The 26,112-nt window shown below is 42.1% G+C and carries 25 protein-coding genes and 1 tRNA gene; 24 read left to right on the plus strand and 2 right to left on the minus strand.

Annotated features, from left to right (window positions below; translation table 11 throughout):
• Nucleotides 1–140: 140 nt before the first annotated feature.
• From OCV60_RS11250 to OCV60_RS11340, 19 genes are all read left to right on the plus strand, one after another.
• Nucleotides 141–1,976, plus strand: coding sequence for a vWA domain-containing protein (locus OCV60_RS11250; RefSeq protein WP_262530183.1), 1,836 nt, complete (start codon nucleotides 141–143; stop codon nucleotides 1,974–1,976).
• 155 nt (nucleotides 1,977–2,131) lie between these two features.
• Nucleotides 2,132–3,613, plus strand: a complete 1,482-nt coding sequence (locus OCV60_RS11255) for a zinc ribbon domain-containing protein (protein WP_262530184.1) — start codon at nucleotides 2,132–2,134, stop codon at nucleotides 3,611–3,613.
• A gap of 98 nt (nucleotides 3,614–3,711) precedes the next feature.
• Nucleotides 3,712–5,451 carry an indolepyruvate ferredoxin oxidoreductase subunit alpha gene (gene iorA, locus OCV60_RS11260; RefSeq protein WP_021943606.1) on the plus strand — a complete coding sequence of 580 codons (1,740 nt, stop codon included), beginning with the start codon at nucleotides 3,712–3,714 and terminating at the stop codon, nucleotides 5,449–5,451.
• The gene (locus OCV60_RS11265; RefSeq protein ID WP_008401121.1) at nucleotides 5,451–6,020 is read left to right on the plus strand and encodes an indolepyruvate oxidoreductase subunit beta; all 570 of its coding nucleotides are present in this window, start codon (nucleotides 5,451–5,453) and stop codon (nucleotides 6,018–6,020) included. Before iorA ends, OCV60_RS11265 begins: the two co-directional genes overlap by 1 nt.
• 265 nt (nucleotides 6,021–6,285) lie before the next feature.
• On the plus strand, nucleotides 6,286–7,377 hold the full coding sequence (locus OCV60_RS11270) for a GGDEF domain-containing protein (protein ID WP_021943607.1): 1,092 nt from the start codon (nucleotides 6,286–6,288) through the stop codon (nucleotides 7,375–7,377).
• A gap of 209 nt (nucleotides 7,378–7,586) precedes the next feature.
• Nucleotides 7,587–8,714, plus strand: coding sequence for an SIS domain-containing protein (locus tag OCV60_RS11275; RefSeq protein WP_021943608.1), 1,128 nt, complete (start codon nucleotides 7,587–7,589; stop codon nucleotides 8,712–8,714).
• Complete coding sequence (locus OCV60_RS11280; RefSeq protein WP_117785312.1) at nucleotides 8,711–9,121, plus strand: PTS sugar transporter subunit IIA; 411 nt, start codon at nucleotides 8,711–8,713, stop codon at nucleotides 9,119–9,121. The genes OCV60_RS11275 and OCV60_RS11280 overlap by 4 nt, the downstream gene beginning before the upstream one ends.
• 36 nt (nucleotides 9,122–9,157) lie before the next feature.
• Nucleotides 9,158–9,625: a PTS sugar transporter subunit IIB gene (locus OCV60_RS11285; protein WP_021943610.1), complete on the plus strand. Its 468-nt coding sequence runs from the start codon at nucleotides 9,158–9,160 to the stop codon at nucleotides 9,623–9,625.
• 22 nt (nucleotides 9,626–9,647) lie between these two features.
• Nucleotides 9,648–10,442, plus strand: a complete 795-nt coding sequence (locus OCV60_RS11290) for a PTS mannose/fructose/sorbose/N-acetylgalactosamine transporter subunit IIC (protein ID WP_021943611.1) — start codon at nucleotides 9,648–9,650, stop codon at nucleotides 10,440–10,442.
• Nucleotides 10,432–11,262 (plus strand): PTS system mannose/fructose/sorbose family transporter subunit IID, encoded by an 831-nt coding sequence (locus OCV60_RS11295; RefSeq protein ID WP_008401134.1) that lies wholly within the window; start codon nucleotides 10,432–10,434, stop codon nucleotides 11,260–11,262. Before OCV60_RS11290 ends, OCV60_RS11295 begins: the two co-directional genes overlap by 11 nt.
• An 18-nt stretch (nucleotides 11,263–11,280) precedes the next feature.
• Complete coding sequence (locus OCV60_RS11300) at nucleotides 11,281–12,141, plus strand: amidohydrolase family protein (protein WP_317258983.1); 861 nt, start codon at nucleotides 11,281–11,283, stop codon at nucleotides 12,139–12,141.
• Nucleotides 12,141–12,569: a secondary thiamine-phosphate synthase enzyme YjbQ gene (locus OCV60_RS11305; RefSeq protein ID WP_021943613.1), complete on the plus strand. Its 429-nt coding sequence runs from the start codon at nucleotides 12,141–12,143 to the stop codon at nucleotides 12,567–12,569. Before OCV60_RS11300 ends, OCV60_RS11305 begins: the two co-directional genes overlap by 1 nt.
• Before the next feature lie 22 nt (nucleotides 12,570–12,591).
• Nucleotides 12,592–13,605 carry an SIS domain-containing protein gene (locus OCV60_RS11310; RefSeq protein ID WP_008401137.1) on the plus strand — a complete coding sequence of 338 codons (1,014 nt, stop codon included), beginning with the start codon at nucleotides 12,592–12,594 and terminating at the stop codon, nucleotides 13,603–13,605.
• Nucleotides 13,606–13,623: 18 nt separating this feature from the next.
• The gene (locus OCV60_RS11315; protein WP_117785315.1) at nucleotides 13,624–13,881 is read left to right on the plus strand and encodes an HPr family phosphocarrier protein; all 258 of its coding nucleotides are present in this window, start codon (nucleotides 13,624–13,626) and stop codon (nucleotides 13,879–13,881) included.
• 28 nt (nucleotides 13,882–13,909) lie between these two features.
• On the plus strand, nucleotides 13,910–15,529 hold the full coding sequence (gene ptsP, locus OCV60_RS11320; RefSeq protein ID WP_262530185.1) for a phosphoenolpyruvate--protein phosphotransferase: 1,620 nt from the start codon (nucleotides 13,910–13,912) through the stop codon (nucleotides 15,527–15,529).
• 123 nt (nucleotides 15,530–15,652) lie between these two features.
• The gene (locus tag OCV60_RS11325) at nucleotides 15,653–16,414 is read left to right on the plus strand and encodes a GntR family transcriptional regulator (RefSeq protein WP_118484678.1); all 762 of its coding nucleotides are present in this window, start codon (nucleotides 15,653–15,655) and stop codon (nucleotides 16,412–16,414) included.
• Nucleotides 16,404–17,138, plus strand: a complete 735-nt coding sequence (locus tag OCV60_RS11330; protein WP_262530186.1) for a GntR family transcriptional regulator — start codon at nucleotides 16,404–16,406, stop codon at nucleotides 17,136–17,138. Before OCV60_RS11325 ends, OCV60_RS11330 begins: the two co-directional genes overlap by 11 nt.
• Before the next feature lie 94 nt (nucleotides 17,139–17,232).
• Nucleotides 17,233–17,793: an NUDIX hydrolase gene (locus OCV60_RS11335; protein ID WP_262530187.1), complete on the plus strand. Its 561-nt coding sequence runs from the start codon at nucleotides 17,233–17,235 to the stop codon at nucleotides 17,791–17,793.
• A 138-nt stretch (nucleotides 17,794–17,931) separates the two neighbouring features.
• Nucleotides 17,932–20,202 (plus strand): beta-glucosidase family protein, encoded by a 2,271-nt coding sequence (locus OCV60_RS11340; protein ID WP_021943619.1) that lies wholly within the window; start codon nucleotides 17,932–17,934, stop codon nucleotides 20,200–20,202.
• Between the two features lie 105 nt (nucleotides 20,203–20,307).
• Here OCV60_RS11340 and OCV60_RS11345 read toward each other — a convergent pair whose 3' ends face one another.
• A complete protein-coding gene (locus OCV60_RS11345; RefSeq protein ID WP_021943620.1) occupies nucleotides 20,308–21,042 on the minus strand; it encodes an N-acetylmuramoyl-L-alanine amidase family protein in 735 nt (244 codons plus the stop codon).
• Nucleotides 21,043–21,326: 284 nt separating this feature from the next.
• Between OCV60_RS11345 and OCV60_RS11350 the strand changes: the two genes are divergently transcribed.
• A complete protein-coding gene (locus OCV60_RS11350; protein WP_021943621.1) occupies nucleotides 21,327–22,178 on the plus strand; it encodes an amidohydrolase family protein in 852 nt (283 codons plus the stop codon).
• Nucleotides 22,179–22,640: 462 nt separating this feature from the next.
• Here the strand turns inward: OCV60_RS11350 and OCV60_RS11355 are convergent.
• A tRNA-Gln gene (locus tag OCV60_RS11355) sits at nucleotides 22,641–22,713 on the minus strand.
• A gap of 214 nt (nucleotides 22,714–22,927) precedes the next feature.
• Here OCV60_RS11355 and OCV60_RS11360 point away from each other — a divergent pair.
• The 4 genes from OCV60_RS11360 (at nucleotide 22,928) to OCV60_RS11375 (ending at nucleotide 26,100) form a co-directional block, all read left to right on the plus strand.
• Entirely contained in the window at nucleotides 22,928–23,656 is a 729-nt protein-coding gene (locus tag OCV60_RS11360) for an acyl-[acyl-carrier-protein] thioesterase (protein WP_021943622.1), read from the plus strand.
• The gene (locus OCV60_RS11365) at nucleotides 23,653–24,486 is read left to right on the plus strand and encodes a CvfB family protein (RefSeq protein ID WP_021943623.1); all 834 of its coding nucleotides are present in this window, start codon (nucleotides 23,653–23,655) and stop codon (nucleotides 24,484–24,486) included. Before OCV60_RS11360 ends, OCV60_RS11365 begins: the two co-directional genes overlap by 4 nt.
• 94 nt (nucleotides 24,487–24,580) lie before the next feature.
• On the plus strand, nucleotides 24,581–25,693 hold the full coding sequence (aroB, locus tag OCV60_RS11370; protein ID WP_021943624.1) for a 3-dehydroquinate synthase: 1,113 nt from the start codon (nucleotides 24,581–24,583) through the stop codon (nucleotides 25,691–25,693).
• A gap of 26 nt (nucleotides 25,694–25,719) precedes the next feature.
• A complete protein-coding gene (locus OCV60_RS11375; protein WP_008401150.1) occupies nucleotides 25,720–26,100 on the plus strand; it encodes a RidA family protein in 381 nt (126 codons plus the stop codon).
• Nucleotides 26,101–26,112: the final 12 nt, after the last annotated feature.

The raw sequence follows: 26,112 nt of genomic DNA on the forward strand, positions 1-26,112 counted from the left end.
CCCATCCGTATCTTAGTCATAAAGAGAACAGATAGCTGTAAAATTTCGTTTTTACATTCGACAATTGCTAACGTCAGAGGTGATCAGAGCAGAAATTATGCAGATATCGGATAGTGACTAAGATAAGGAGGGTATTTTTTATGAGAAAAATCAGACGGATGGTAAGTGTGGTTATGATCTCCTGCATGATGGCGGGCTGTCTTGCAGGCTGCGGAAGCGGGAAAGAAACAGGAGGCACGCATGGAGAACGACAGGGAACGGAAAGCCGGTCAGGTACGGAGCGGGAGAGCATCGCAGAAAGATATAGACAGAAAGCCGCAAAAGAGGAATTTGAAGAAAATATAGCGAAATCCGGACAGTCACAGCAAAATATGGCTGTGCCGGAATGCATAGAAGAAGAGGCTTGTGATAGTGTGGTTTCGGCTGCCGATACATATAATTCCGTAACGGACAGTGCATCAAATTCTGAATATGTAAAAATCGGATATGGAGAATCCGGTTATGATACCAGAGAGTATGACTATCAGGAAGAACACCGTTTTGTGTCTACGAAAGATTTCCCGCTTTCAACATTTGCGGCAGATTGTGATACAGCTTCCTACAGCAATATCAGAAGTTATATCGAAGAAGGAATGCTGCCGCCTGCAGGAGCAGTCCGGGTCGAAGAAATGATCAATTATTTTGATTATGACTATGTATCAGGCCCGGAGGCTGGGAAGAAGTTTGCAGTATATACGGAATATGCGGATTGTCCATGGAATAAAGATACAAAGCTGATGATGGTAGGACTGAATACGGCCGCGATCGATATGAGTGAGAAGAAAGCATCCAATCTGGTATTCCTGATCGATACATCCGGTTCTATGTATGAGGAAAATAAACTGCCGTTGGCACAGAAAGCATTTAAAATGCTGGCAGAGAATCTGGATGAGAACGACAGGATCAGTATTGTTACATATGCGGGTTCGGATACGGTTGTTCTAAATGGCGTGGCAGGTTCGGAGGCCTATACGATATGCGAGGCACTGGATTCGCTGGAAGCATCCGGCAGCACAAATGGAAGTGCGGGACTGATCACGGCATATGAGATCGCAGAGCAGCAGTTTATAAAAGACGGAAATAATCGGGTGATCCTTGCGACGGATGGTGATCTGAATGTCGGGCTGACAAGCGAGAGTGATCTGGTAGGATTGATCACTGAGGAGAAGGACAGCGGTATATTCTTGAGCGTTCTGGGATTTGGCTCTGATAATCTGAAGGATAACAAATTAGAAGCACTGGCAGATCACGGAAACGGTAATTACTCGTATCTGGATTCTGTCTATGAAGCAAAGAAGGTTCTGGTTGACGAAATGGGTGGAACCTTATATACGGTTGCAAAGGATGTCAAAATGCAGATTGAATTCAATCCGGAGCAGGTGAAAGGTTATCGGCAGATCGGATATGAGAACCGTACGCTTTCTGCAGAAGATTTTGCAGATGATACGGTGGATGGCGGCGAGATCGGAGCCGGTCATGTGGTGACTGCACTCTATGAGGTGGTTCCGGTCGATTCGGAATTTGACGTGCCGGAGGCAGAGACAAAATATACATCGAAAAAGCAGAGTACAAATTATTCCGGCGAACTGGCAACCGTGAATATCCGTTACAAAGAACCGGATAGAGATAAGAGCACACTGGAAACAGCCGTTATAAAGGCAGAAAGCGGTCAAAAGGGAATGTCTCATGACCTGAGCTTTGCATCGGCGGTTGCGGTATATGGAATGCTGCTTACGGACAGCGCATATAAAGGAATAGCGACGTATAAGATGGTGGAAGAACTTGCGGAAGCAGGAATCACGGTTCAGACGGATGAAAGAAACATGGCTCAGGCAAGCAACGACCAGTTATACCGGAGTCAGTTTCTTGAACTGGTGCGGAAGACGGAGAAAATACCTCAACGTGAACCGGCAGCACAGATGTGGCAGTGCGATTAACGGACGGCCGGTTGTTTATACTCGAAATACATAATAAATATAAGCCGTAAAAGGTGTTTTTTTCTCTGATATATGCTAACATATATAAGATCATTGCAGTATATGATCGATTTACTGTTTACTATTATGAGGAGAGCATACAGGAGGAAAAGAAAATGAAAAAATGTCTGAAATGCGGAGCTGAACTGGATGATGGTGCAAATTTTTGCAGATATTGTGGAAGTTCACAGAAGGTTGACAGCGCAGAAGCAATAGCACAGGGCTATTATGCGCCAAACGGAATGTCTCAGGATTACTATGACCCAAATGGCACAGCACAGGGGTATTATGCTCCAAATGACATGGCACAGGGCTACTATGCTCCAAATGACATGGCACAGGGCTGCTATGATCCAAATGGCACAGCACAGGGGTATTATGCTCCAAATGACATGGCACAGGGCTACTATGATCCAAATGGCACAGCACAGGGCTATTATGATCCAAATGGTATGCTCCAGGGTTACTATGACCAAAATAGTATGAATCCGGGAGTAGAGCAGCCTGTTTCCAAAATGCCGAAAACCGGGAAATCCAGAGAGAAGAAATCGAAAAAATCTATAATGTTGATTGTCGGTATAGCAGCGGCGGTCGTATTGGCAGCAGTTTTATTTTTCCTGTTTTTTGGAAGAGAAATGATCGCCAAGAGCAAAATTAAAAGTGCGGCTGAGGATTATGCAGGGTATATTGAAAAACTGAAAGTCAAAGAACTTGTGAAAGCTACAGCGCCAAAGGGGCTGATCGAAGATATCGTTGTCGATGCTATGAGAGCGGATGGAGCAGATTTCGATGACCTTAAGGAGTTCAGAGATGATTTTGACGATGAGTATGATGATATGATCGATGATGCCTATGATGAGGCAGACGATGCAGGAGTTAAGATCAGTCTGGATGATTTCAAGGTTGAAAAGGTTAAGAAGGTTGACGTTAAAGATGTGATTCAGTATGTATATGATGAACTGGGCGAAAAAGAGATAGAAGGATATGATGTTGACAAGGTTTACGCTCTCGTAAAAGAAAAAGCAGAAGATTACAATCTGGATCTGAAAAAGATTTACAGAGTAGATATTTCTTATGATCTGTCTGTAAGAGGAGATTATTTTGACTGGAAGGATGTAAAAGACGCATTAAAGGGTGAAGGAATTAATGTAAATGATCTGTGTGATCATCTTTATGCATATGAATATGAAGGAGAGTATTATCTGATTCCCGGTGTTGAGGATGCATTGATACCATCATTTAAGAAATATATGGAAAAGGTGAATAGATCCAGAGATATTTCAAATGCGGATAGCATTCGTATCGCATTACAGACAGCATTATCTGATATAGATGCTTATGAAAGCTTTTATAAGAGTGATGTTGATAATGAATATGTCATATTATCCGAAAACGGTATGACAAAGGTTCCTGCAGCTTTCCGTAAAGAGTTTGACGCTGTGCTCGGCGAGTATCCGGAAGTGAAATATATAAAAGACGGTTATGATAAATTTGCATTTAAACTGGATGTTGAAAGTAACACATGCACGGTTTATGTTACAAATGGTTCTGATTTTGTGGAGATTTCTCCGGATATAGATTACGATTTTTATTTTTAAGCGTATAGAAGCACTTCCCTTTTATTGATAATTCTTGTATAATAAAGCATTAGAGTTGCCAAAAGGCAAATATGAGAAATGACAGGAAGGATAAATTAATGGGTGAAAAAAAGATAATGCTCGGTAATGCAGCGATCGCCAGAGGCGCATATGAAGCCGGTGTAAAGGTATCAGCAGCATATCCGGGTACTCCAAGTACAGAGATCAGTGAGAATATTGTAAAATATCCTGAGATATATGCAGAATGGTCTCCAAATGAAAAAGTAGCAACAGAGGTTGCGATCGGAGCATCATTTGCCGGTGTCCGTTCAATCGTATCAATGAAGCATGTAGGTGTGAATGTAGCTTCAGATCCATTATTTACAGCAGCATATACCGGTGTAAAGGGTGGTATGGTTTTAGTAGCAGCCGATGATCCGGGTATGTATTCATCACAGAATGAACAGGATTCCAGACTGGTAGCAAGGACAGCGATGATTCCGGTGTTTGAACCATCTGACAGTATGGAAGCAAAGGAGTTCACAAAGTATGCATTTGAATGCAGCGAGAAGTACGATACTCCGATCATGCTCCGTACAACAACCAGACTGGCACATTCACAGGGCGTTGTTGAATTAAATGACAGAGTAGAAGTAGAAGACAAGCCATACGAGAGAGACATTAAGAAGATGGTTATGATGCCGGGTAATGCGATCCCTCGTCATGTATTTGTAGAACAGAGATTAAAGGACATGGCAGCAGACGGTGCGGATATGCCGATCAATCGTGTAGAGATGAATGATACCAGCGTTGGTGTTATCACCAGTGGTATTCCATATCAGTACGTAAAGGAAGCAATGCCAAATGCCTCCGTATTAAAGCTTGGTATGGTAAATCCGCTTCCTAGAAAGTTGATCGAAGACTTTGCGGCAAAGGTTGATAAGCTGTATGTTATTGAGGAGCTAGAGCCTCATATCGAGACACAGGTAAGAGCCTGGGGCATCGATGCAGTAGGTAAGGAGCTTTTGACCGTTCAGGGTGAATACAGTGCAAATATGTTAAGAGAGAAGATACTCGGCGAGAAGGTTGAGCAGGAAGAACCTGCAAAGGTTGCGCCTAGACCACCTATCCTTTGTCCGGGATGCCCACATAGAAGTGTATTTTCAGTATTAAACGAACTGAAGATCCACGCAGCAGGAGATATCGGATGCTATACATTGGGAGCAGTTGCGCCGCTTAGCGTAATTGATACAACCGTATGTATGGGATCTTCCATTTCCACCTTACATGGTATGGAAAAGGCAAAAGGAAAAGATTATATTAAGAATTGGGTTGCGGTTATCGGTGATTCCACATTCATGCATACAGGTGTAAACTCTCTGATGAATATGGTTTACAACAAGGGCACAGGAACCGTTATCATCCTTGATAATTCAACAACCGGTATGACAGGTCATCAGGATCATGCAGCGACCGGTAAGACCTTGCAGGGTGAACCTACATATGCGATCAACATTTATAAATTGTGCAAGGCGATCGGTATTGACAGTGTACATGAGATCAATGCATTTGACATTGACGGTTTAAAGAAGCTGATCAAAGAGGAAGTTGCAAAGGATGAGATCTCTGTTATTATCACCAAGTCTCCTTGTGTTCTTTTAAAGACAACCAAGGTAACAGGTGTATGCAGAGCTATCCCGGAGAAATGTAAGAAGTGTGGTATGTGCTTAAAGCCGGGATGCCCGGCAGTTATCAAGCAGCCGGATGGAACGATCCAGATCGATGAGACCATGTGTAATGGTTGCGGACTGTGTATGAAGCGTTGTAAGTTTGATGCGATCGAAAAGGAGGAATTCTAATGGCTGTAAAGAATATTATGATAGTTGGTGTCGGTGGACAGGGAACTCTTCTTACAAGCCGTATCCTCGGTGGTATCACGACAGCAGCAGGTTATGATGTAAAGCTCTCCGAGGTTCATGGTATGAGCCAGAGAGGCGGTAGTGTTGTTACATATGTAAGATATGGTGAGAAGGTTGCGGAACCAATCGTAGAAGAAGGTCATGCAGATGTTCTGATCGCATTTGAGAAGCTGGAAGCTATGCGTTATGCTCATTTTCTGAAGAAGGACGGCGTAATTATTGCAAATGATCAGAGAATCGATCCGATCACAGTTGTAACCGGTCAGGCAGAATATCCGGAACACATCTTAGAGACATTGTCAGAGAAGCATAAGGTGATCTCCATCGATGCGATGGCAGAGGCAAAGAAGCTTGGCAATCCAAAAGTATTTAATACGATCATTATCGGTGTTGCTGCAAAACATATGGATTTTGACCATGACAAATGGGTAGAGGTTATCAAAGCAACGGTTCCTCCAAAGACAGTTGAGATGAACCTGAAGGCATTTGAAGTCGGATATGCATTATAAAGATTAAAATTAAATAAATGGTTTATTACAGAAGCATCTGTGAAAACCGTCAGGGAAAATACCTTTTGTACATAAGAAACAGTTCATGCAGATATGTACAGGAGGTATTTTTACATTATGTATAATAATTGGAACAAAAAATGTCGATTTTTAGGTACTTTTGACAAAAAACAGTGGACGATATGGCTTATATAGTGTAAAATCAAAAAAGTGGGTGCGTTCATGCGAAAAGAAAATTGGTGGAAACGTATAAGGAGAATTCGTAATGAATAATGATACAATAAATGTTGATATCAGTAAAAAATGGCAGTTGTTGTTGTGGAAGGTATTTCTGTCGGTTGCGATCATGTTCATGGTTGTGGAAGTAATCATATGTCTGGTAAAAAAAGATTTGGGAATGGCGCGGGGAGCGTATATGGGGTTATATGTAGCAATTCCACTTGTCATATATGCAGGGGTGTTGTCCGGAACCTTATATGTTTTGAAAAAAAACAAACTGACCGAGAACGGAGCTGACTGGCTGGTATCCATGATGATGTTTGTGATCTTTATTGTTCCGGCATTTGAACATTATGATGCGATCGTACTGGCGCTGTTGCCTATGGTTTCAATCGTGATCACAGCCGTATTTGCGAATCAGAATATTACACTGGTGATGACGCTTCTGACATTCTGCAGTCTGATCATTAATGATATCCGTCTGTATAGCCTGTTTGAGTGGAAGGAGATTAGCTTTTGGGCGTATGTAACAGCTTCATTTGGGCTGGTTTTAGTTTTGAGCGTGGTAACCTTCCTGTTGAATATGCATACGAAAGAGCTGATGGAATCCATCGGTAACTTCACAGTTCGTCAGATGAATCTTATGACAGAGCTTCGTAAAGATCCGCTGACGGGATTATATAACAGACGTTCCTTTGAGGAGAGCCTGGAGAAAGAAATCCGGCGTACAGAAGAAAACGGAGAGAAAGCATATATTGCGATTTTTGATATCGATCATTTCAAGAATGTAAATGATACATACGGACATAGCAATGGTGATGTGGTTATCAAGGCACTTTGTAAGATGCTAAAGGAGAAATCCAAAGACTATGGTCTTGCATTCCGTTACGGTGGAGAGGAATTTGTTATACTGTTCAATAATATTGAACTGCCGAAGGTTATCAATGTAGTAGAGGATGTAAGAACAGAATTCCGATGCTACTACTTCCAGTTCATGAATAACAGTGGAATCACCTGTAGCTGTGGTGTTGCGGAATATTCCAAAGGAGAGAGTGCAAAGGCATGGTTCAATCGGGCAGATAATTCGCTGTATCAGGCGAAGGAAGCCGGACGTAACCGAACCGTTGTGAGTGAATAAGATAATTAAAAAAAGAAATCAGTAATTTAAAAACAGTGATATCTAAAAAGCAGAGAAATTGGTACTATAAGTATGCCAATTTCTCTGCTTTTTTACATGTTTTCAAATTGGTATAAAAAAATATAAAACTGGTATTGCAAAACCAGTTGATAGGTGGTATATTATGTTTACAAAGTGGTTCACAAAAAGAACCAAAAAAGGAGATGAAAATGGAGAAGGATATGGAATATTATATTCAGGTTTCCGGTCGTATCATGAAAGATAATCTTGATAAAAGAAAGTCTCTTACCCAAAAGATATGCGACTGGTATCTGGATCAGGACAAAGAAGATATATGTCTGATCGCATCCGGATCGTCCCTGAATGCAGCATATGCAGCTCGACCATTTCTTTTAAAATACAGTAAATTTGATATCAGTGTATTAAGTACAGTGGAATATCTGGATGTTTATCGGGAGAGAAAAAAGAACCGGTTTACGATTTTAATATCCCAGAGTGGATGCAGTACAAACATAATTGAAATTATGAAGGAGCTGGATAAAGAGCATCAACCATTTGTTTTGTTAACAGGGAATGAGAATGGCAGTGCAAGCAGATACACGGATCGTCTTGTGGAGTATGGAGTTGGGAATGAAACGATTGATTATGTAACTCTTGGATATTCTACTTTGATCGAGTTTCTGATGCTTATGATACTGGAGATAGGTTTTCAAAAAAAAGAAATCAGTGATCAGGAATATGAAACTGCAGTAAGCCAGATCCGGAAAGCTTGTGAAATGCAGGAGCTTTGCCTGATACAGGCGAAAGAATTGGTACAAAAACGATATCAGGATCTGTTGTGTATGGAAAAAGCAATACTGGTCGGCGATGGAGCCAATCTGGCAACGGTCAGAGAGGGAGCGTTGAAATTTCAGGAAACTCTGAAAGTCCCGACGGTATATTATGAGAGCGAAGAATTTATACATGGACCGGATATGCAGCTAACTCCGGATTATTCGGTTTTCTTTATAGACTGTGGTAAAACCTCTGATCGACTGTATGATATTTATAAAGCAACATCGTTGATCACAGAACGTTGCTATATGATTACGGATCAGGTTCACGATAAACGAGATGGACAGATTCGGATGCCATGCCGGCTTCCGGCAGAGATCACGCCGTTATATACAGCTGCATTGTTTCAATATATAGCGGCTCATGTAACAAAAGAAAAAAATAATTTTACTTGTCATCCGCTGTTTTCCCGGATGGAACAGGCTGTTTCGCCAAAAACAGAAGACTATGACAGGATTATGAAAGAAAAGCTTGAAAGGAGCAGAAGGGAGGAGAACGGATGAGAAAATATGTCTTAGCAACACACGGAAAGATGGCCGAAGGAATGTTGACAACGATTGAAATGCTGGCAGGTACACAGGAAAATCTGACCTGTATCAATGCTTATACAGATGAATGCCCGGATCCGCTTCCGGAATTAAAGAGAATTGTTGAAGCGAATTCAGAGGCAGAGATTGTGATAATGACAGATCTTTTAGGCGGAAGTGTGAATAATAATGCATCCGCATTATTGTCTGATCCAAGGATACATGTTGTTGCCGGTGTGAATCTGGCTGCAGTGATCGGTATCCTGCTGAGTGCAGAGGATCAGGATACGGCATCTGTAATTGAAAGTGCGGTTGCAGAGGCTAAAGATATGATGGTTTATTGTAATACAGTAAATGCAACGTATGATGATGAAGATTTTTAATCTGTGTATTGACAGAAAAGAAAGGAGAAGGTTTATATGATCAAATCAATTCGTGTTGATTATCGTCTCTTACATGGACAGGTAGCAGTATCATGGACAGCATCATTAGGGGCAGATTGCCTGCTACTGGTAAGTGACACGGTTAAAAATGATCCGCTGAGATTAAACGCACTAAAGATGGCGAAACCATCCGGAACAAAGGTTGTAGTAAAAAATACAGCGGAAGCTGTAGAGGCATTGAAAAGCGGGGTAACTGATAAATATAAATTATTTATCATCTGTGAAACGGTAGAAATAGCCAAAGCAATCATTGAAGCTACAGGAGAAAAGACATTAAATATCGGCAACATTGCATACCATGAAAATGCAAAATTATATGGTAGAAGCGCATATATGGATGCAGCCGAGCTGGCTCTGGTAAAAGAGATGGTTGATGATAGCGTTGATGTATTTATTCAGATGATCCCGGCTGATAAAGTAATTAAATGCAAATCGCTGTTTTAACGGATGAATGGAGGGACAGATTATGATATTAAAAACAATACTTATTTTTCTGATCGGCCTGCTTGGTTATTCAGAATGGCTGCTTGGTACAAGCTGCCTGCAGCGACCGATCGTTCTTGGACCGTTAGTAGGTCTGGTAATGGGAAATCTTCCGGCCGGTATTATTATGGGTGCAACTATGGAACTTGCACTTGTAGGAGCCGTGTCGATCGGTGCATATAATCCGCCGGATCTGATCGCAGGCACTGTGCTCGGTGTTTCACTTGCGATTCAGTCAGGAGCCGGAGCGGAAACAGCTTTAGTACTTGGTATTCCGATCGCAACCGTAATGCTTGCGGCAAATACCGGTATCTGCCAGCCGTTGATGCTTGTTATGATCCACAAATGTGACCGTGATGCTGAAAAAGGTAATATACGGGCATTTAACAGAGATTATCTGATCGCAGGATATCTTCAGAACCTTTTTGGTATTGTCTGCATCCCACTTGCATTTTATTTTGGCAGTGATGCAGTAACAGCACTTCTTGGTAAAATACCTGAATTTGTTCAGTCCGGTATGGATATAACAGCAGCACTGCTTCCTGCACTTGGTTTTGCAATGCTTGCACAGCAGATGATGAATCGCAAGGTTGCACCATTTTTCTTCCTTGGCTTTTTCCTGGTATCATACCTTGGAATATCCACAACAGGAGTTGCGATTTTTGCCGTACTTATTGTGATAATCGGAGTAACATTCGGCATATTCGGAGACAAGCAACAGGGGGCAGCACCGGTAGTTGAAACCGCAGATAACGGAGGTGATTTTGATGAGTTCTAAGATACATGCAGACTACGATAAGGTAGTTACGAAAAAAGATCTCACAAAGGTGTTTTTAAGAGAGATCACATATGAACATACATGGAATTATGAACGAATGGGAAATGTAGGATTTTGTTTTTCCATGTATCCGGTTTTAAAGAAACTGTATCCGGATAAGAAGGATCTGGCAGCTGCTATGAAGCGTCATCTGACGTTATATCAGACCAGCCATTATCTTGCAACATTTCAGATGGGTATCACAGCCGCAATGGAAGAGGAAAATGCACAGGATGCAGATTTTGATACAGATTCGATTGGCGCAGTAAAAACAGCATTAATGGGACCTATAGCAGGAATCGGCGATTCTCTGTTCTGGGGCACGATCAAGGTAATCGCAACAGGAATCGGATGTTCACTTGCCTTGCAGGGGAACATTCTCGGACCTATTCTCTTCCTTTTGATCTTTAACATTCCGGCATATCTCTGCAGATGGTTTGGAGTATTCCTTGGATATAAAATGGGTCGTGAATCCATGGCAAAGATTGTTGAATCCGGTTTGATGAAGGTAGTTATGGAAGTAGCCTCTATCATGGGTATTATGGTAGTTGGCGGCATGACGATGGATATGACGTCGATTAATTTTGTAACGCAGATTGGAAGCGGCGAAGAAGCAAGTACAATTCAGGATCTGTTAAATGGCATTGTTCCGGGCCTTCCGGTGCTGTTGCTATTTGGAGTTACTTACTGGTTATTGAAGAAGAAGGTTAATCCGTTGCTTATTATGTTGATCATGCTTGTACTTGGAATAGCAGGAGCATTCTTTGGCTTCCTTGGTTAAAAAGGAGGTAGTAGTAAGGTGAAAAAAATAGTAATTGATATGCATGTACATCCTGCATTTTTAGAGCCGGTATGCAAAACGGAATATCAGAATGAATTTGCAAAAAAGATGTATGGCTTATACAAGACGGATCAGATCCCGGTTGATGCACTGTTAACCTTGATGGATTGTTCCGGAGTTGATAAAGCGGTTTTGCTTCCACTGGATCTGACTACGGAATATGGAGGTATACTAGGAACAAATGACCAGATAAAGGAATTGACAGCAACATATCCGGATCGTTTTATCGGATTTGCCAGTGTAGATCCTCACAGGCCGGATGCGACAGAAATACTTGAAACAGCATTTGCAGAGTATCATCTGGCAGGCCTGAAGCTTCATCCGTCAAAGCAGAAGTTCTATCCGGGAGATGAATACATGGAGCCGATATATCAGATATGCGAGAAGTATAATAAACCGATCGTGTTTCATTGCGGAATGTCGGTAGAGCCGGATACCTTATCTAAATATGCGAGGCCGGTTGAGTTTGAAGAAACAGCATACAGACATCCAAAGCTTCGAATCTGTCTTGCACATTGCGGATGGCCATGGGCGCAGGAAACTTGTATGCTGATGCTCAAATACAGAAATGTTTATGCGGATACAGCATTCCTGTATTTTGATACAGCCCCGGAGTTTTATCACAAGGTATTCGAAGTGGATATGGGACCGCACTGGATCGATCGAAGCTTCAGACATCAGATCATGTTTGGCTCTGATGATCCGCGGTTAGAGATGCGGAGAATGAAAAAGGCTATAGAAGCTATGGATATAAGAGAATCTACCAAGGATCTGATATTTGGACAGAACGCGATTGAGTTTCTGGGATTGGAGGTATGATGGTAACACATGGCAGTATAGAGGTGCTGACAAAAGAATATAACTGTCTGGTGAAAATTACAGATGATATCAGGCAGGTTGTAGAAAAAAGCAAAATCAGAAATGGTGTTGTATATGTTATAACAGCACATACGACAACAGGAATTGCAGTTAATGAAGGACTGGAGTGTCTGGAATATGATATTGGGCATCTGATGGAAAGACTCGTTCCTGAGGATGGAGAATATGCCCATGGAAGGCTGTTAGATACCTACGGTGCGATGGCAGGCAATCCGACCGGACATTTAAAAGCCCATCTGACCGGAAATCATTGTGTATTCCCGGTTATAGATGGAAAGCTGAAAAGTGGAAGTGCACAGGACATATATCTGTGTGAATATGATGGACCGCAATATAGAACAATTTATATAACTATTATAGGGGAATAAAAAATAACAGGAGGAAAGAACTATGGCATTAAAAAAATTTGACGCAGAGAAATATTTAAAGGACGGAGCAAAGACATACTCATTAAGAGGAGAGGTTGAGGCATTGATTGACCGGATCACGGCAAAGGAATATGACAGCGTATGTATGATTGGTATCGGTGGAACATGGGCAGAATGGTATCCGGTTGTAGAAGTAGCCAAGAAATATACAGATCTTCCGATCTATCTTGAAAATGCAGGTGAATTTCTGGTAAAAAATAAAAAACATATTACAGATAAGACTCTTGTATTTACCTCTTCTGCATCAGGCAATACTATGGAGATCTTGAAGGCAGTAAAATATTGTAAGGATCAGGGAATCAATGTATATGGATTTACAAAGGATGAGACAACTCCTTTAGCAAATCTGCTGACAGACCCGATTTATAATGCATGTGGTGACTGTGAGCATTCTTACTTATTATACTATTTTGTAATGCTCCGTATCTTAAAGAACAGAGGAGAATTTCCACATTATGACAGATGGGCAGATCAGATGGAAAATCTGTTTAAGGATCTCCTTGCGGTAAGAGAAAAATTTGAGCCAAGAGCGATCGAGATCGCAAAGACATATGCACATGAACCATATACAATGTTTACAGGCTCCGGTGTCCTTTGGGGTGAGACCTATCTCTTTACAATGTGTATCTTAGAGGAGATGCAGTGGGTTCGTACAAAGACTGTTTCATCTGCTGATTTCTTCCATGGACCATTGGAGTTAGTTGATGACAGAGTTCCGGTATTTGTAATAAAAGGTGAGGACGAATATCGACCATTAGATGAAAGAGTAGAACGATTTGTAAAAGAACATACAAAGAAAGCTGTTATTATTGATACCAAGGATTACATTCTGGATGGTATCGATGATGAGTTCCGAGTAATCTGCTCTCCGATGATCATTACCGCGATATTAACAGAACGACTTGCTATTCATTATGAGCAGAATACAGGACATAGTCTGGAATTCAGACGTTACTATCGTCAGTTTGAATATTAAAAAGGTCAGGCGGTTATTATGGTTGAATTCACATATGTAATTACAGATGAGCAGGGACTTCATGCCAGACCGGCTTCACAGTTTGTTATGGCTGCTGCAAAATGTAAGAGCACAGTATCCGTAACATTTGGATCCAGAACCGTAAACGCAAAAGGAGTTATGGCAGTTATGAGTCTGGGAGCAAAAAAAGGTCAGGAGATCCTGATAAAAGTAGAAGGTGAAAACGAGGCAGAAGATGCAGCAAACCTGAAAGCGTTCGTTCAGGAACATCTGTAAAAGGATCGGATTTTAAAGAGGTGACAATATGGTAATATTACAGGGTAAAAGTGTATTTGGCGGAGTTGCTATCGGGAAGATACAATTCTTTAAAAGGGACGAAATCCAGATAAAACGACGTCATGTCGATGATCCGGAGGCGGAAATACGCCGCTTCCGGACTGCAAAGGAAAAAGCACTTTCTGAATTGCAGCAGTTATATGACAAGGCACTTACTGATGTGGGAGAAGCAAATGCCATGATCTTTGAAGCACATCAGTTAATGCTTGAGGATCCGGATTATAATGATTCTGTAGAGAATATTATAAATACACAAAAGGTAAATGCTGAATATGCAATAGGTGTCACATCTGATAATTATGCAGCAATCTTTGAAGCGATGGATGATGCCTATATGCAGGGAAGGGCAGCAGATGTAAAGGATGTATCGAACAGGCTCCTTTCCCAGTTTGCAAAAAAACAGAATGCTTCATTTGAAATGACGGAGCAGGTAATCATCGCGGCAGATGATCTGGCACCAAGCGAGACTGTTCAGCTTGATAAAGATAAGGTGCTGTCATTTATTACAGTGGAAGGCTCGGCAAATTCCCATACAGCGATTCTTGCCAGAACCATGAATATTCCGGCTGTTATAGGAATCGGTGATACATTAACACCGAAATATGACGGAAGACTTGCAATCGTAGACGGTCAGGAAGGAAAGATCTATATTGATCCGGATGAAGAAATCCTTGTTGCCATGAGAAAAAAGCAAGCTGTCGAACAGGAACAGCGTGAGCTTCTGGAGACATTGAAGGGCAAAGAAAATGTAACCAGATCCGGGCAGAAGATTAACCTTTATGCCAATATTGCCAATGTATCAGATGTAGGAGCGGCACTCCGAAATGACGCCGGTGGTATCGGGTTATTCAGAAGCGAATTCTTATATCTGGAAAATGAAACTTATCCAACAGAGGAACAACAGTTTGCAGCTTATAGACAGGTAGCGGAAATGATGGCCGGAAAAAGGGTGATCATCCGTACGTTGGATATCGGAGCAGATAAACAGGTTGGATATTTTAATCTGGAAAAAGAGGATAATCCGGCAATGGGGTTCCGTGCGATCAGGATATGTCTGACCAGACCCGAATTATTTAAGACCCAGCTTAGAGCTATTTTCAGAGCATCCGCGTATGGCCAGATTGCGATCATGTTTCCGATGATCATTTCGGTATCAGAGGTTCGTCGTATTAAAGAGATAATGGACGAGGTGAAGATCGGACTTCGTGCAGATGGAATAGCATTTTCCGATCAGATTGAAACCGGTATAATGATTGAGACTCCGGCTGCGGTTATGATCAGCAGAGAGTTGGCAAAGGAAGTGGATTTCTTTAGTGTCGGAACAAATGATCTGACGCAGTACACTCTGGCAATTGATCGCCAGAACCGGAATCTGGATTCCTTCTATGATTCACACCATCCGGCGGTGTTATCTATGATCCAAATGGCAGCAGAGAATGCTCATGCAGAAGGAAAGTGGATTGGAATATGCGGTGAACTTGCAGCCGATCTAAGTCTGACAGAAAGGTTTTTACAGATGAACATTGATGAGTTATCAGTTGCACCGGGTATGATACTTCCGTTAAGGAAAAAAATAAGAGAGTTATAAAAAGTATACAGAGACAGATCCGCACATGTACGGGTCTGTTTTTGGTCTTATAAACTGACATTTCCTGCTTGTTTGCGTTTGGAAAAGTTGCTATACTTAATAGAGTACAGGAGGGAGTTTGCCATGAAATTGATGAATAAAGATGAGTTTATTGCGTATGAATTAAAATTTTACTTTATGAAAAATAAACTGAAAGAAGGAGAAAAACTCCCATCTGAACGGGATCTGGCTGAACAGTTTGGGGTACAGAGAGCTACCGTCAGATCTGCATATAAATTATTAGAGGATGAAGGGATCATAGAATGCAGGGAACGGAGCGGCAACTACATAGCCCACAGAAGAATGATATCCAATCTTGACCGAATTCGATCATTCAGTGAAAAGCTGGAAAAGATGGGGGCACAAACAAGAAGCAGACTGTTGGCGTTTGAGCGTGTGGAAGTAGATAAGGAACTGAATAAAAGTATTAAGCTTCCGTTAGGAACTCCGTTATTCAAAATTACCCGTATCCGTATGGTCGTAGAAGAAGACAGGGCTGTTCCGATCACCATAGAATATTCATATATACCGGAAAGCAAGGCTCCTAAGCTGATGCGGTTTGATCTGGAAGATAATTCGTTATTTGATATTTTGATTCAGGAATATCATCATATTCCCAAAAAACAGGAATTAACAGTCGGAATTGTATATGCTGATGAAAATGAAGCCAAAGCCTTGAATGTTGACAAGCTGACTGCTCTTGTAAAAAAAGAGGGAATCACATATGACGAGAAAGGTGAGGTTATGGAATATCTGCAATCGGTGATCAATAAAGAATGGGTCGCATTTGAAAAAGAAGATCCTGTCATTAAGCAAAAGATGGAGGAGGTGCTCCATGGATTATAGAATGCCATTATATATTCAATTACAGGATTCTATTATCAAGAAAATAGATGAAAAAAAATATCTGCCGGGTGAAGCAATACCAAGTGAGAGAAAAATGGCGGAAGCCTATGGTGTGAACCGTATGACCGTAAAACGTGCGGTTAGTAAGCTTGTAGAAGAAGGATATCTGGTTTGTAAACCGGGTTCTGGAACGTATGTTGCACAAAGAGATAAGAAAAAGATCGATCTGGATAATTCAAATGAAGCAGGAAATACCGGCATCACAGCGACGCTCCGTAAGGGTGGAATGGAGGTAAAAAACCGCCTTCTCGGGATCGGTGAGATCACAGGAAGTAAATATCTGGGATATAAGCTTGGAATTTCGGATGATGAGATGATATATGGAATTTACCGGGTACGATCAGAGGGTGATATACCATTTGCGGTTGAGTACACATATGTACCGAAAAAATATTTTGATGATCTGGATGAATTTGATTTCGCCAAAGTGTCTTTATATGATTATATGGAAGCAAAAGGACATATGCCATGCCATTTTGGACAGAAGCTGGTCATATGTGAGGCAAATGAACGGCTCGCAGAGCTGCTGCAGGTGGATCGTGGAACTGCGATTTATAAGATCAATTATCAGGGTGCGGATGCAGATTATAATATTGTAGAGTTTACCATGAGTTATCTGAATCCTGCTTATACAAAATTCCGATTTGATGTTGAGGTCTCTTAAAGGAAAGACATAAGCGTTTCTGTTACGGATCATATGGATCTTGTTATGCCGGCTTCGGTTTATAATATTAGTACTTGAAAGGTGTTATTTGAAAATGCAATTCAAAAAAGTAGAAAAGAAATGCGAAGGTAAATTTATTACCCGCTATGATATAACATATGAGACAGTGGATCATCAGAAGAAGGTATATGAGATGATCAGCCGGAATGGTGACATTACGGATTTTGAAGGACTGCATGGCAGAATGGCAGATGCAGTTGTGATCATTGCTACGGATGAGACCGGCGAGAAGATACTGATCGATAAGGAATTCCGTCTTGCTCCGGGAGAATGGGTATATAACTTTCCGGCAGGTCTGATCGATCCGGGTGAGACGCCGCAGGAGAGTGCGAAGCGTGAGCTTCGTGAGGAGACAGGGCTGGAATTATATGAGATCAATGATTTCATCGGAACCAGCTACAGTGCGGTTGGTTTTTCAAATGAAACAAATGTCTGCGTTGTTGGAAAGGCACGGGGAGAGTTCCATAAGAGTACCTCTACATTAGAAGAGATCGAAGCCGGCTGGTATACAAAGGCAGAAGTCAGAGAACTTCTTAAGAAAGCGAAATTTGCAGCGAGAACACAGGCATACTGCTATGTGTGGAGCAGAGAATAGAGGACAAAAAGTAGAATCTAGAGGGGCACAGGGGACAGTACTTGAAGTGAAAGCCGGCACAACGGTTCTTACAGCCTGCAGCAACCGTATCGTTTGCAGATAAGGGTTGTAAATATCTGGACAGAAAGGAAAAATACGATGTTTCACAAAGATTATGAAAGAAAGATCGATCAGTTAGTAAATGAACTGACATTAGAAGAGAAAATAAAGATGATCCATGGTGCGGGTCTGTTCCGCACCGGGGCAGTAGAAAGACTTGGAATCCCCCCAATCGTGATGTCGGACGGCCCGACAGGGGTGCGGTTCGAATTCTTTAATGATAACTGGGGCAGAGCCGGACATAATGATGATGGAGTTACATATTGTCCGAGTAACAGTGCGATCGCCGCAACCTGGAACCGGGAACTGGCAGGAAAATCAGGAACGGTACTTGGTGAAGAAGCCAGAGGACGTGGCAAGGATATCATACTTGCGCCGGGTGTCAATGTTATGCGGACGCCACTTTGCGGAAGAAATTTTGAATATTTCAGCGAAGATCCTTATCTGATATCAGAGATGGCGGTTCCGGTGATCGAAGGGATCGAGAGTTCTGACGTGGGTGCCTGTGTGAAACATTTTGCTGTTAATAATCAGGAAACAGAGCGGAACTGGGTGAATGTCGAGATCGATGAACGAACGCTCCGTGAGATATACTTGCCTGCATTTGAAGCAGCAGTAAAGAAAGCAAAGGTAAGATCTATTATGGGTGCTTATAATCTGTTCCGTGGGGTTCATTGCTGTGAAAATAATGAACTGCTCGGTGAGATACTGCGGAAAGAATGGAATTATGACGGGCTGATCGTTTCGGATTGGGGCGGCATCCACGATACAAAGGCTGCGGCAGAAAGCCCGATCGATGTAGAGATGTCAATCTATGCAAACTTCGATGAATACTGCATGGCAGATCCATTGTTAAATGCGGTAAGAAATGGTGAGATCGAAGAGGAAAGAGTTGATGAAAAGGTAAAGAGTATTCTCCGATTCATGCTCCGTGTCAAGATGATCGATATTGTAGAAGCCAAAAGTGGGGACAATGAACAGACGGCTATATCCGCTGGCTGCACGGAACAGAAGCCGGCTGTCTATGCGGTTCGTGACCGGAGCCGGAAGAAAGGAAGTTATGATACTTCAGCACATCAGGATGCAGTGTTAGAGACAGCCAGAGAATCAATTGTACTGTTAAAGAATGAAGAACAGAGACTGCCGCTTGCACCTGAGAAGACACATCGGCTTCTGGTGATCGGACATAATGCAGCAAAGCTTCATTCAAATGGTGGCGGAAGTGCGGAGATTGCGGCACTTTATGAGATCAATCCACTGCTTGGTATTAAGATGGAGCTTGGTGGTAACTGCGAAGTGACATATGCAGAAGGTTATTATGTGCCGGATAAGAACAGACAGCAGGTACTGAATTGGCAGGAGGTAAGTCTGGATGAACTGGCATCGGAGCAGGGGGCTTATGAAGGAAATAATCCGGAAGGACGGAAGATCCAGAAGGCACTTCGTGAAGAGGCGGTTGCCCTTGCTTCAGAATATGATGATGTGATCTTTGTTGGCGGTTTAAATCATGATACAGATGAAGAAGGATACGACAGACCGGATCTGAAGCTTCCATATCATCAGGATGAACTGATCACGGAGCTCTTAAAAGTGAATCCGAATATGGTCATTGTCATGATGGCAGGTAATCCGGTTGATATGAGCGCATGGATTGATGATGCAAAGTCGATTGTATGGATGAGTTATGCAGGAATGGAAGGTGGCAGAGCACTCGGTGAAATCCTGTTTGGTGAAGTAAATCCATCCGGTAAACTTGTGATGACCATGCCGAAATCTCTTGATCAGGTACCGGCGATGGTTTTTGGAGATTTCCCCGGAAGAACCTTAATGGAAGAAGAACATGAAAGAATGAATGCAAAATTGACGGAAACATACAGAGAAGGTGTATTTGTCGGATATCGGTATTATGACAAATATCAGATCCCGGTACAGTTTCCATTTGGCCATGGATTATCTTATACGACATTTTCCTATGGTGATATGCAGGTAAAAGAGCCGGATGGTCAGACATTCAAGGTACAGATCCCGGTAACAAATACCGGAAAGCTTGCCGGAAAAGAGACGGTAGAGCTGTATGTCGGAGAAACGGAAGTAAGTCCGGAGAATCCTGTGAAGGAGTTGAAGGGCTTCTGCAAGTTATCACTTGCACCGGGAGAAACAAAGTATGCGGAATTTGAATTGACAGCCGAGGCATTCCGTCATTTTGATGAGAAGACGGATGAGTGGAAGGTCGTGGCAGGAAGTTATACGATCTATATCGGAAGTTCTGTTTCTGATATTCGGTCGGTAACAACCATAACAATAAAATAATTAATAAATAAAATGCCGGTATGAACAGTCTGTCTGCCGGTACTATGAAACATCCATAGTACCGGCAGACAGACCGTTTATACCGGCATTTATATACATATTGTTTTATTGATATTCGTTGAGCCATTCGATAATGCCGTTAGCGATGGCGGCGGCATAATCATCCATGTTATTATCGTAAAGCTCTACGTCTTTTTCGTTGCTGATAAAGCCCATCTCGATGATCAGACTTGTCATATTTGTCTGTTTGATAACGATGTAATCGTTGTCACTGTCAAACTGTGTTCCGGTACGGACACCACGGTTATCGGAGATCCCGACCTTTTCCAGATTGGACAGGATGGTTTCTGCGATCGCATGGTTCTTTTCGGAACCGGAGCTGTAGATCCATGCTTCGACACCACAGGCCTCAGGGTTGGCTGCGTAGTTCCTGTGGAGTGCCAGATAGAGATCTGCGTTGCAGTCATTTGCAATCGCAGCACGATCTTCGGAAGAAACGGTAGAATCATCATCACGCGTCATAACAACCTTTACTCCGTTTTTCTTTAATAGTTTTGCAACCTTTAAGGAAAGCTTCAGATTTCCGTCTTTTTCATGAATGTTATTAATTCCGGTTGCCCCGATGTCGGAACCGCCATGTCCCGGATCCAAACAGACTGTGTATTTTCCGTCCGGTTTTATGATCGAGACAGCATCCTTGCTGCTTTTTGACCGACTGACCGCCAACAGGACGGACAGAACGATAACGGCGATGAGCAGGACGATGTTGACACCGATCAGGAATTTTATGACAGACCGCATCTGTGTAACGGTCAGTTTCTTTTTTGTTTTTCCAGCCATAATGTATAAAACTGCCGGAGCAGCCCTTTCTGTTTCTAGTTTATTCTCAACTAAGATACTCTAAAATGATCGGATTTTCAATACGATAGAAAAGATTTAATATTTACATATATCGGTGAAATGCGGTGTAACATGGAACCGGCGGGCAACATAATTTAGCATTTTATATAGAAAAGTGCGAAAGAAATTAATAAATTTCTGAAAAATTTAATATTGTCAAATGAAAACCTGGGTGTTACCCTAAATATAGGGTGGCAGGGAGAAGATAAGAAAAGGAATAAAAGATGATCGTAGATTTTCATACTCACACATATCCGGATAAAATAGCTTCAAAGACACTTGAACTGTTAGTAAGTAGATCAAAGACAAAGCCGGCATCGGATGGTACACTTGCAGGCTTGCAGCATTCAATGGCGCAAAGCGGTGTCGATATCTCTGTTGTCCTTCCTGTTGTAACTGCACCACATCAGGTGGAGCGGATCAATACCGTGGCAAAGGCAGTAACAGCCCAGTTTACGGGAAGTGGCGTCTGGTCATTTGGCGGAATCCATCCCGGAAATGATAACTATAAAGAGATTTTAAATGGTATCAAATCTGCCGGATTAAAGGGAATTAAGCTGCATCCGGATTATCAGGATGCCATGTTCAATGATATCCGTTATAAACGGATCATCAGTTACGCAACAGAGCTTGGTTTGGTCGTTGTGGTTCATGCCGGAGTAGATATCGGACTTCCCTCTGTAACACATTGTACACCGGACATGGTGTGCGAAGTATTAGATGAGGTTCAGCCGGAGCGACTCGTTCTTGCACATATGGGCGGCTGGAATCTCTGGGACGAGGTACTTGCGAAGCTGTGCGGAAGAAATGTATATATGGATACAGCATTTTCCTACGGAGAGATTGCATGGCTTTCGGGTGCTGAACATCGTTGGAAGCTGGCATCAGAGGAGATGTTCCTGAAACTGATCAGAGCACATGGAGCAGACCGGATCGTATTTGGAACAGACAGTCCGTGGACAGATCAGAAGCGAGCCATAAAGGACATACAGGCACTTCCGTTATCAGATGAAGACAAGAAAAAGATCCTTGGAGAAAATGCATTGCAGCTTTTGGGACTGCCGGATGCAGAATAGAAAATATAAAGTGAACTATACAATATATTTGAAAGCATTAGAGGATTCACACATAAAAGTAAAATAAATTTCCGATAAATTAGTAAAAATAGACATTGCACAAAAATTAAAAATGTGTTACAATTTTGTTACAATAAGAAAGGGAGAGAAGATAGCTCCTAAGACATTCGAAATTTAAGTTGTTGTTTTTTTCACAAAAAAATATTCATAAATACAAGGGACTGCCTGTAAGACGGCGGTCCCTTTCCTTTTCTTGTGCAATCAGGTACCTCTCGTCTGACGACTCGATGATTAGCGGTCGTCAAATTGAAAACAATTTTGTGCAATCAGGTTCCTCTCGTCTAACGACTCGATGAACATTGACCATCATATAGAAATTTGTGCTCTTGCGTTGCAAGCACAATTTCTGCATGATGGTTGATTGCACAAAAAAAGAACCAGATCACATCTGGTTCTTAAGAGCTGGGCTACAAGGATTCGAACCTTGAAAATGCTGGAGTCAGAGTCCAGTGCCTTACCATTTGGCGATAGCCCATTGCTGTCAACAGATGATATTATATTACAACAGTTTGAAAAAAGCAAGCACTTTTTTAAAAAAATTACAAAAAGTTATTTGTACGCAATGAACACGAAAAATTTGAGAATAAAAATCAATGGAAATAGAAAATCCAGGTAGAAATAATAGTCTGGCTGTTGTATAATGGGAGCACTTGTGGAGATGACATTATAATAGGAAATGGAGAATACATATGTACAGTTTTGATGCGATCGTAAGATACAGCGAAACGCATGGAAGACAGGAAGCAAATGCGGCAACGATAGCAAATTACTTTCAGGATTGTGCGATCTTCGATTCAGAACAGGCAGGAATTGGAATTGAATATCTGAAGGACCATAACCGGGCCTGGTTTCTGATCTCATGGCAGATCGATGTGGAGCGGTATCCGGTATTACAGGAGAAGATCAGGGTTGGAACCTGGGCATATGATTTTAAAGGTTCCATGGGATATCGTAATATAGTTATTCGGGATGAGAATGGAGCGAATATTGTACAGGCAGCTTCCCAGTGGAGTTATATTGATACTGATACGCTTCGTCCTGTAAGAATTGAGCCTGAAGTAGGAGCAGCATATCCTCTTGCAGAAAAGCTTCCGATGGAATATGCTCCGAGAAAGATCCGGCTGATCGAAGGCATGGAAGAGACAGACAGAAGGGTTGTTCTGCCTTATCAGATTGATTCGAATAACCACATGAATAATGAAGCATATATTGCGCTGGCGTTGGAATATATCGATTCGGATGACATGATCTGTCAGATCAGAAGCGAGTATAAGCGGCAGTTTGTAAAAGATGAATGTATCGTAATAAAGAAAGCAGAAAGAGATGATCTGATACAGTTTGTATTTGCAGATGAAGAAGATCAGACCAGATGTATAGTAGAATTTAAAACAAAGAGAACGGGGAGACAGACAGCATGATCAAGATTGGCGAATGGAACCATTTAGAGGTTGTAAAAGAGAAAGATTTCGGCATTTACCTTGCCGAGAAAAAATACGACGACGAGGAAGTCCTGCTTCCGAAGAAACAGGTACCTGCGGGAACAAGAATGGGAGATCAATTAGATGTATTTATCTATCGTGATTCCGCAGATCGTCTGATCGCAACAACAAATCATCCGATCATAACGATGGGAGAACTTGCAGTATTAAAATGTGTCAATGTGACGGGCATCGGTGCATTTATGGACTGGGGACTGGAAAAAGATATCCTGCTTCCTTTTAAAGAGCAGACAAGCAAGGTAAGGGAAGGTCAGTCGTATCTGGTCCGGATGTATGAGGATCGTTCCAAGCGTTTGTGCGTCAGCATGAAGGTATATGCCTATCTGGAGACACAGTCCCCATATAAGGCAGGGGATTCTGTAAGTGGAACGGTATTTGAATTTAATCAGAATCTGGGAGCATTTGTTGCGGTTGATAATCGTTATTCAGCCCTGATCCCGATGAAGGAGATCCATTCCCGGATCAATGTGGGCGAGACGGTAGAAGCCCGTGTGGCAAATGTCAGAGAAGACGGCAAACTCAATCTGAGTTTACAGAAGCCGATCCGTGAACAGATCAACAATGACAGCGAGATGGTATACAATATCATCGAAAGCTATGGAGGAACCTTACCATTTAATGACAAGGCAGATAAAGAAGTGATCGAGAAAGAGTTCGGACTCAGCAAGAATGCATTTAAGCGTGCGGTTGGACATCTGTTAAAAGAGGGTAAGATCCGGATCACAGAGAAAAACATTATCATCAAATAATGTATTCGTAAATGAGCAGGAATGTTCAGGAGAAACAAAAAGACAGCTATGCGTGTTATATGGCTGAAAAGTACCAGGAAATGAAAGGATGAAGATGAGTAATTTCAAGGTTGAATTAAAAAAAGTAGTAGACGACAGCTATGAGATCGAGATTGGATATGAGCTGGAACAGAAGCTGATCGATGATCTGAAAGCCGGTCTGGTTGGAAAAATATCCAAATTTGTAGTAGTTACAGACAGCAATGTAAAAGAGCTGTATGCGGACAAGATTTATAAGATGCTTGAAGAAGCAGGATACAAGACAGATCTTATAAGTTTTCCGGCAGGAGAACTGAGCAAGACCAGAGCGACAAAGGAGTATGTAGAAGATACCATGCTTGCAAAGGGATATCGGAGAGATTGCTGCATTATCGCCGTTGGCGGTGGCGTGGTGACAGACCTTGCAGGATTTGTAGCCGGAACCTACGGCAGAGGAATTCCATTTATCAATTATGCAACGACATTACTTGCGGCAGCGGATGCATCCGTGGGAGGAAAGACAGCGGTCGATACACCGCTTGCAACCAATCTGATCGGACTGTTTAATCAGCCGCAGAAGGTATATCTGGATATCGCAACATGGAAGACACTTCCACAGCGGCAGTTATCTTCAGGTCTTGCAGAGACGATCAAGCACGCCTGCCTTGCAGACAGGGAATTCTTCGATTATCTGTCAGAGCATATCGAAGATGTGTTTGCAGTAAAGGACGAGGTATGCAGACATATCGCGGAGAAGAACTGCGAGATCAAATATCAGGTCGTTATGAAGGACGAGCGGGAAAGCGGTTTGCGTGAGGTTTTGAACCTTGGACATACGGTTGGAAGAGCCATCGAGACAGTCAGTGATTATAAGCTGCTGCATGGAGAGGCCGTTGCGATCGGTCTGGTTGCAGAGGTGAAGATGGCAGAACATTTTGGCTACTGTACAGCAGAGGATGAAGCAGCTATGGTTGCCATGTTGAAGCAGGCAGATCTTCCAACGGAGATTCCGGATTATATTGACCGTGACGCTCTGGTTAAGAAGCTGTATACCGATAAGAAGGTCAGAGACGGACATTTGCGTTTCGTTTTACAGCATGGAATCGGCGCAATCGAGGTATTTGATGGTGACCAGTATGCAAAAGCCATACCGGAGAGTCTGGCAAGAGAGATCATTATGGAGATATAGGCATTAAATTTCAGGAGGATATAAAAATGGATAAGAAGATAATAAGCACAGAGAAAGCACCACAGGCAATCGGACCATATTCACAGGCAATCGTTGCTAATGGATTTTTATTTACGTCAGGAATGGTTCCGATCGATCCTGCAACGAATCAGTTAGTAGAAGGAGATATCACAGTTCAGGCAAAACAGGCAATCTCAAATCTGAAGAATCTGATCGAGGCATCCGGTTCATCCTGTGACAAGGTTGTAAAGACTACAGTATTTATTAAGGATATGAACCAGTTCTCAATTATCAACGATATTTACAAAGAATATTTCAACAAAGATTTCCCTGCACGTTCTTGTGTAGAAGTTGCAAGACTTCCAAAAGACGTACTGATTGAGATCGAAGCAGTAGCAGTTGTATAAATAAAGATTTTA

This window comes from Coprococcus ammoniilyticus (assembly GCF_025567345.1).
Lineage (GTDB): Bacteria > Bacillota > Clostridia > Lachnospirales > Lachnospiraceae > Coprococcus > Coprococcus ammoniilyticus.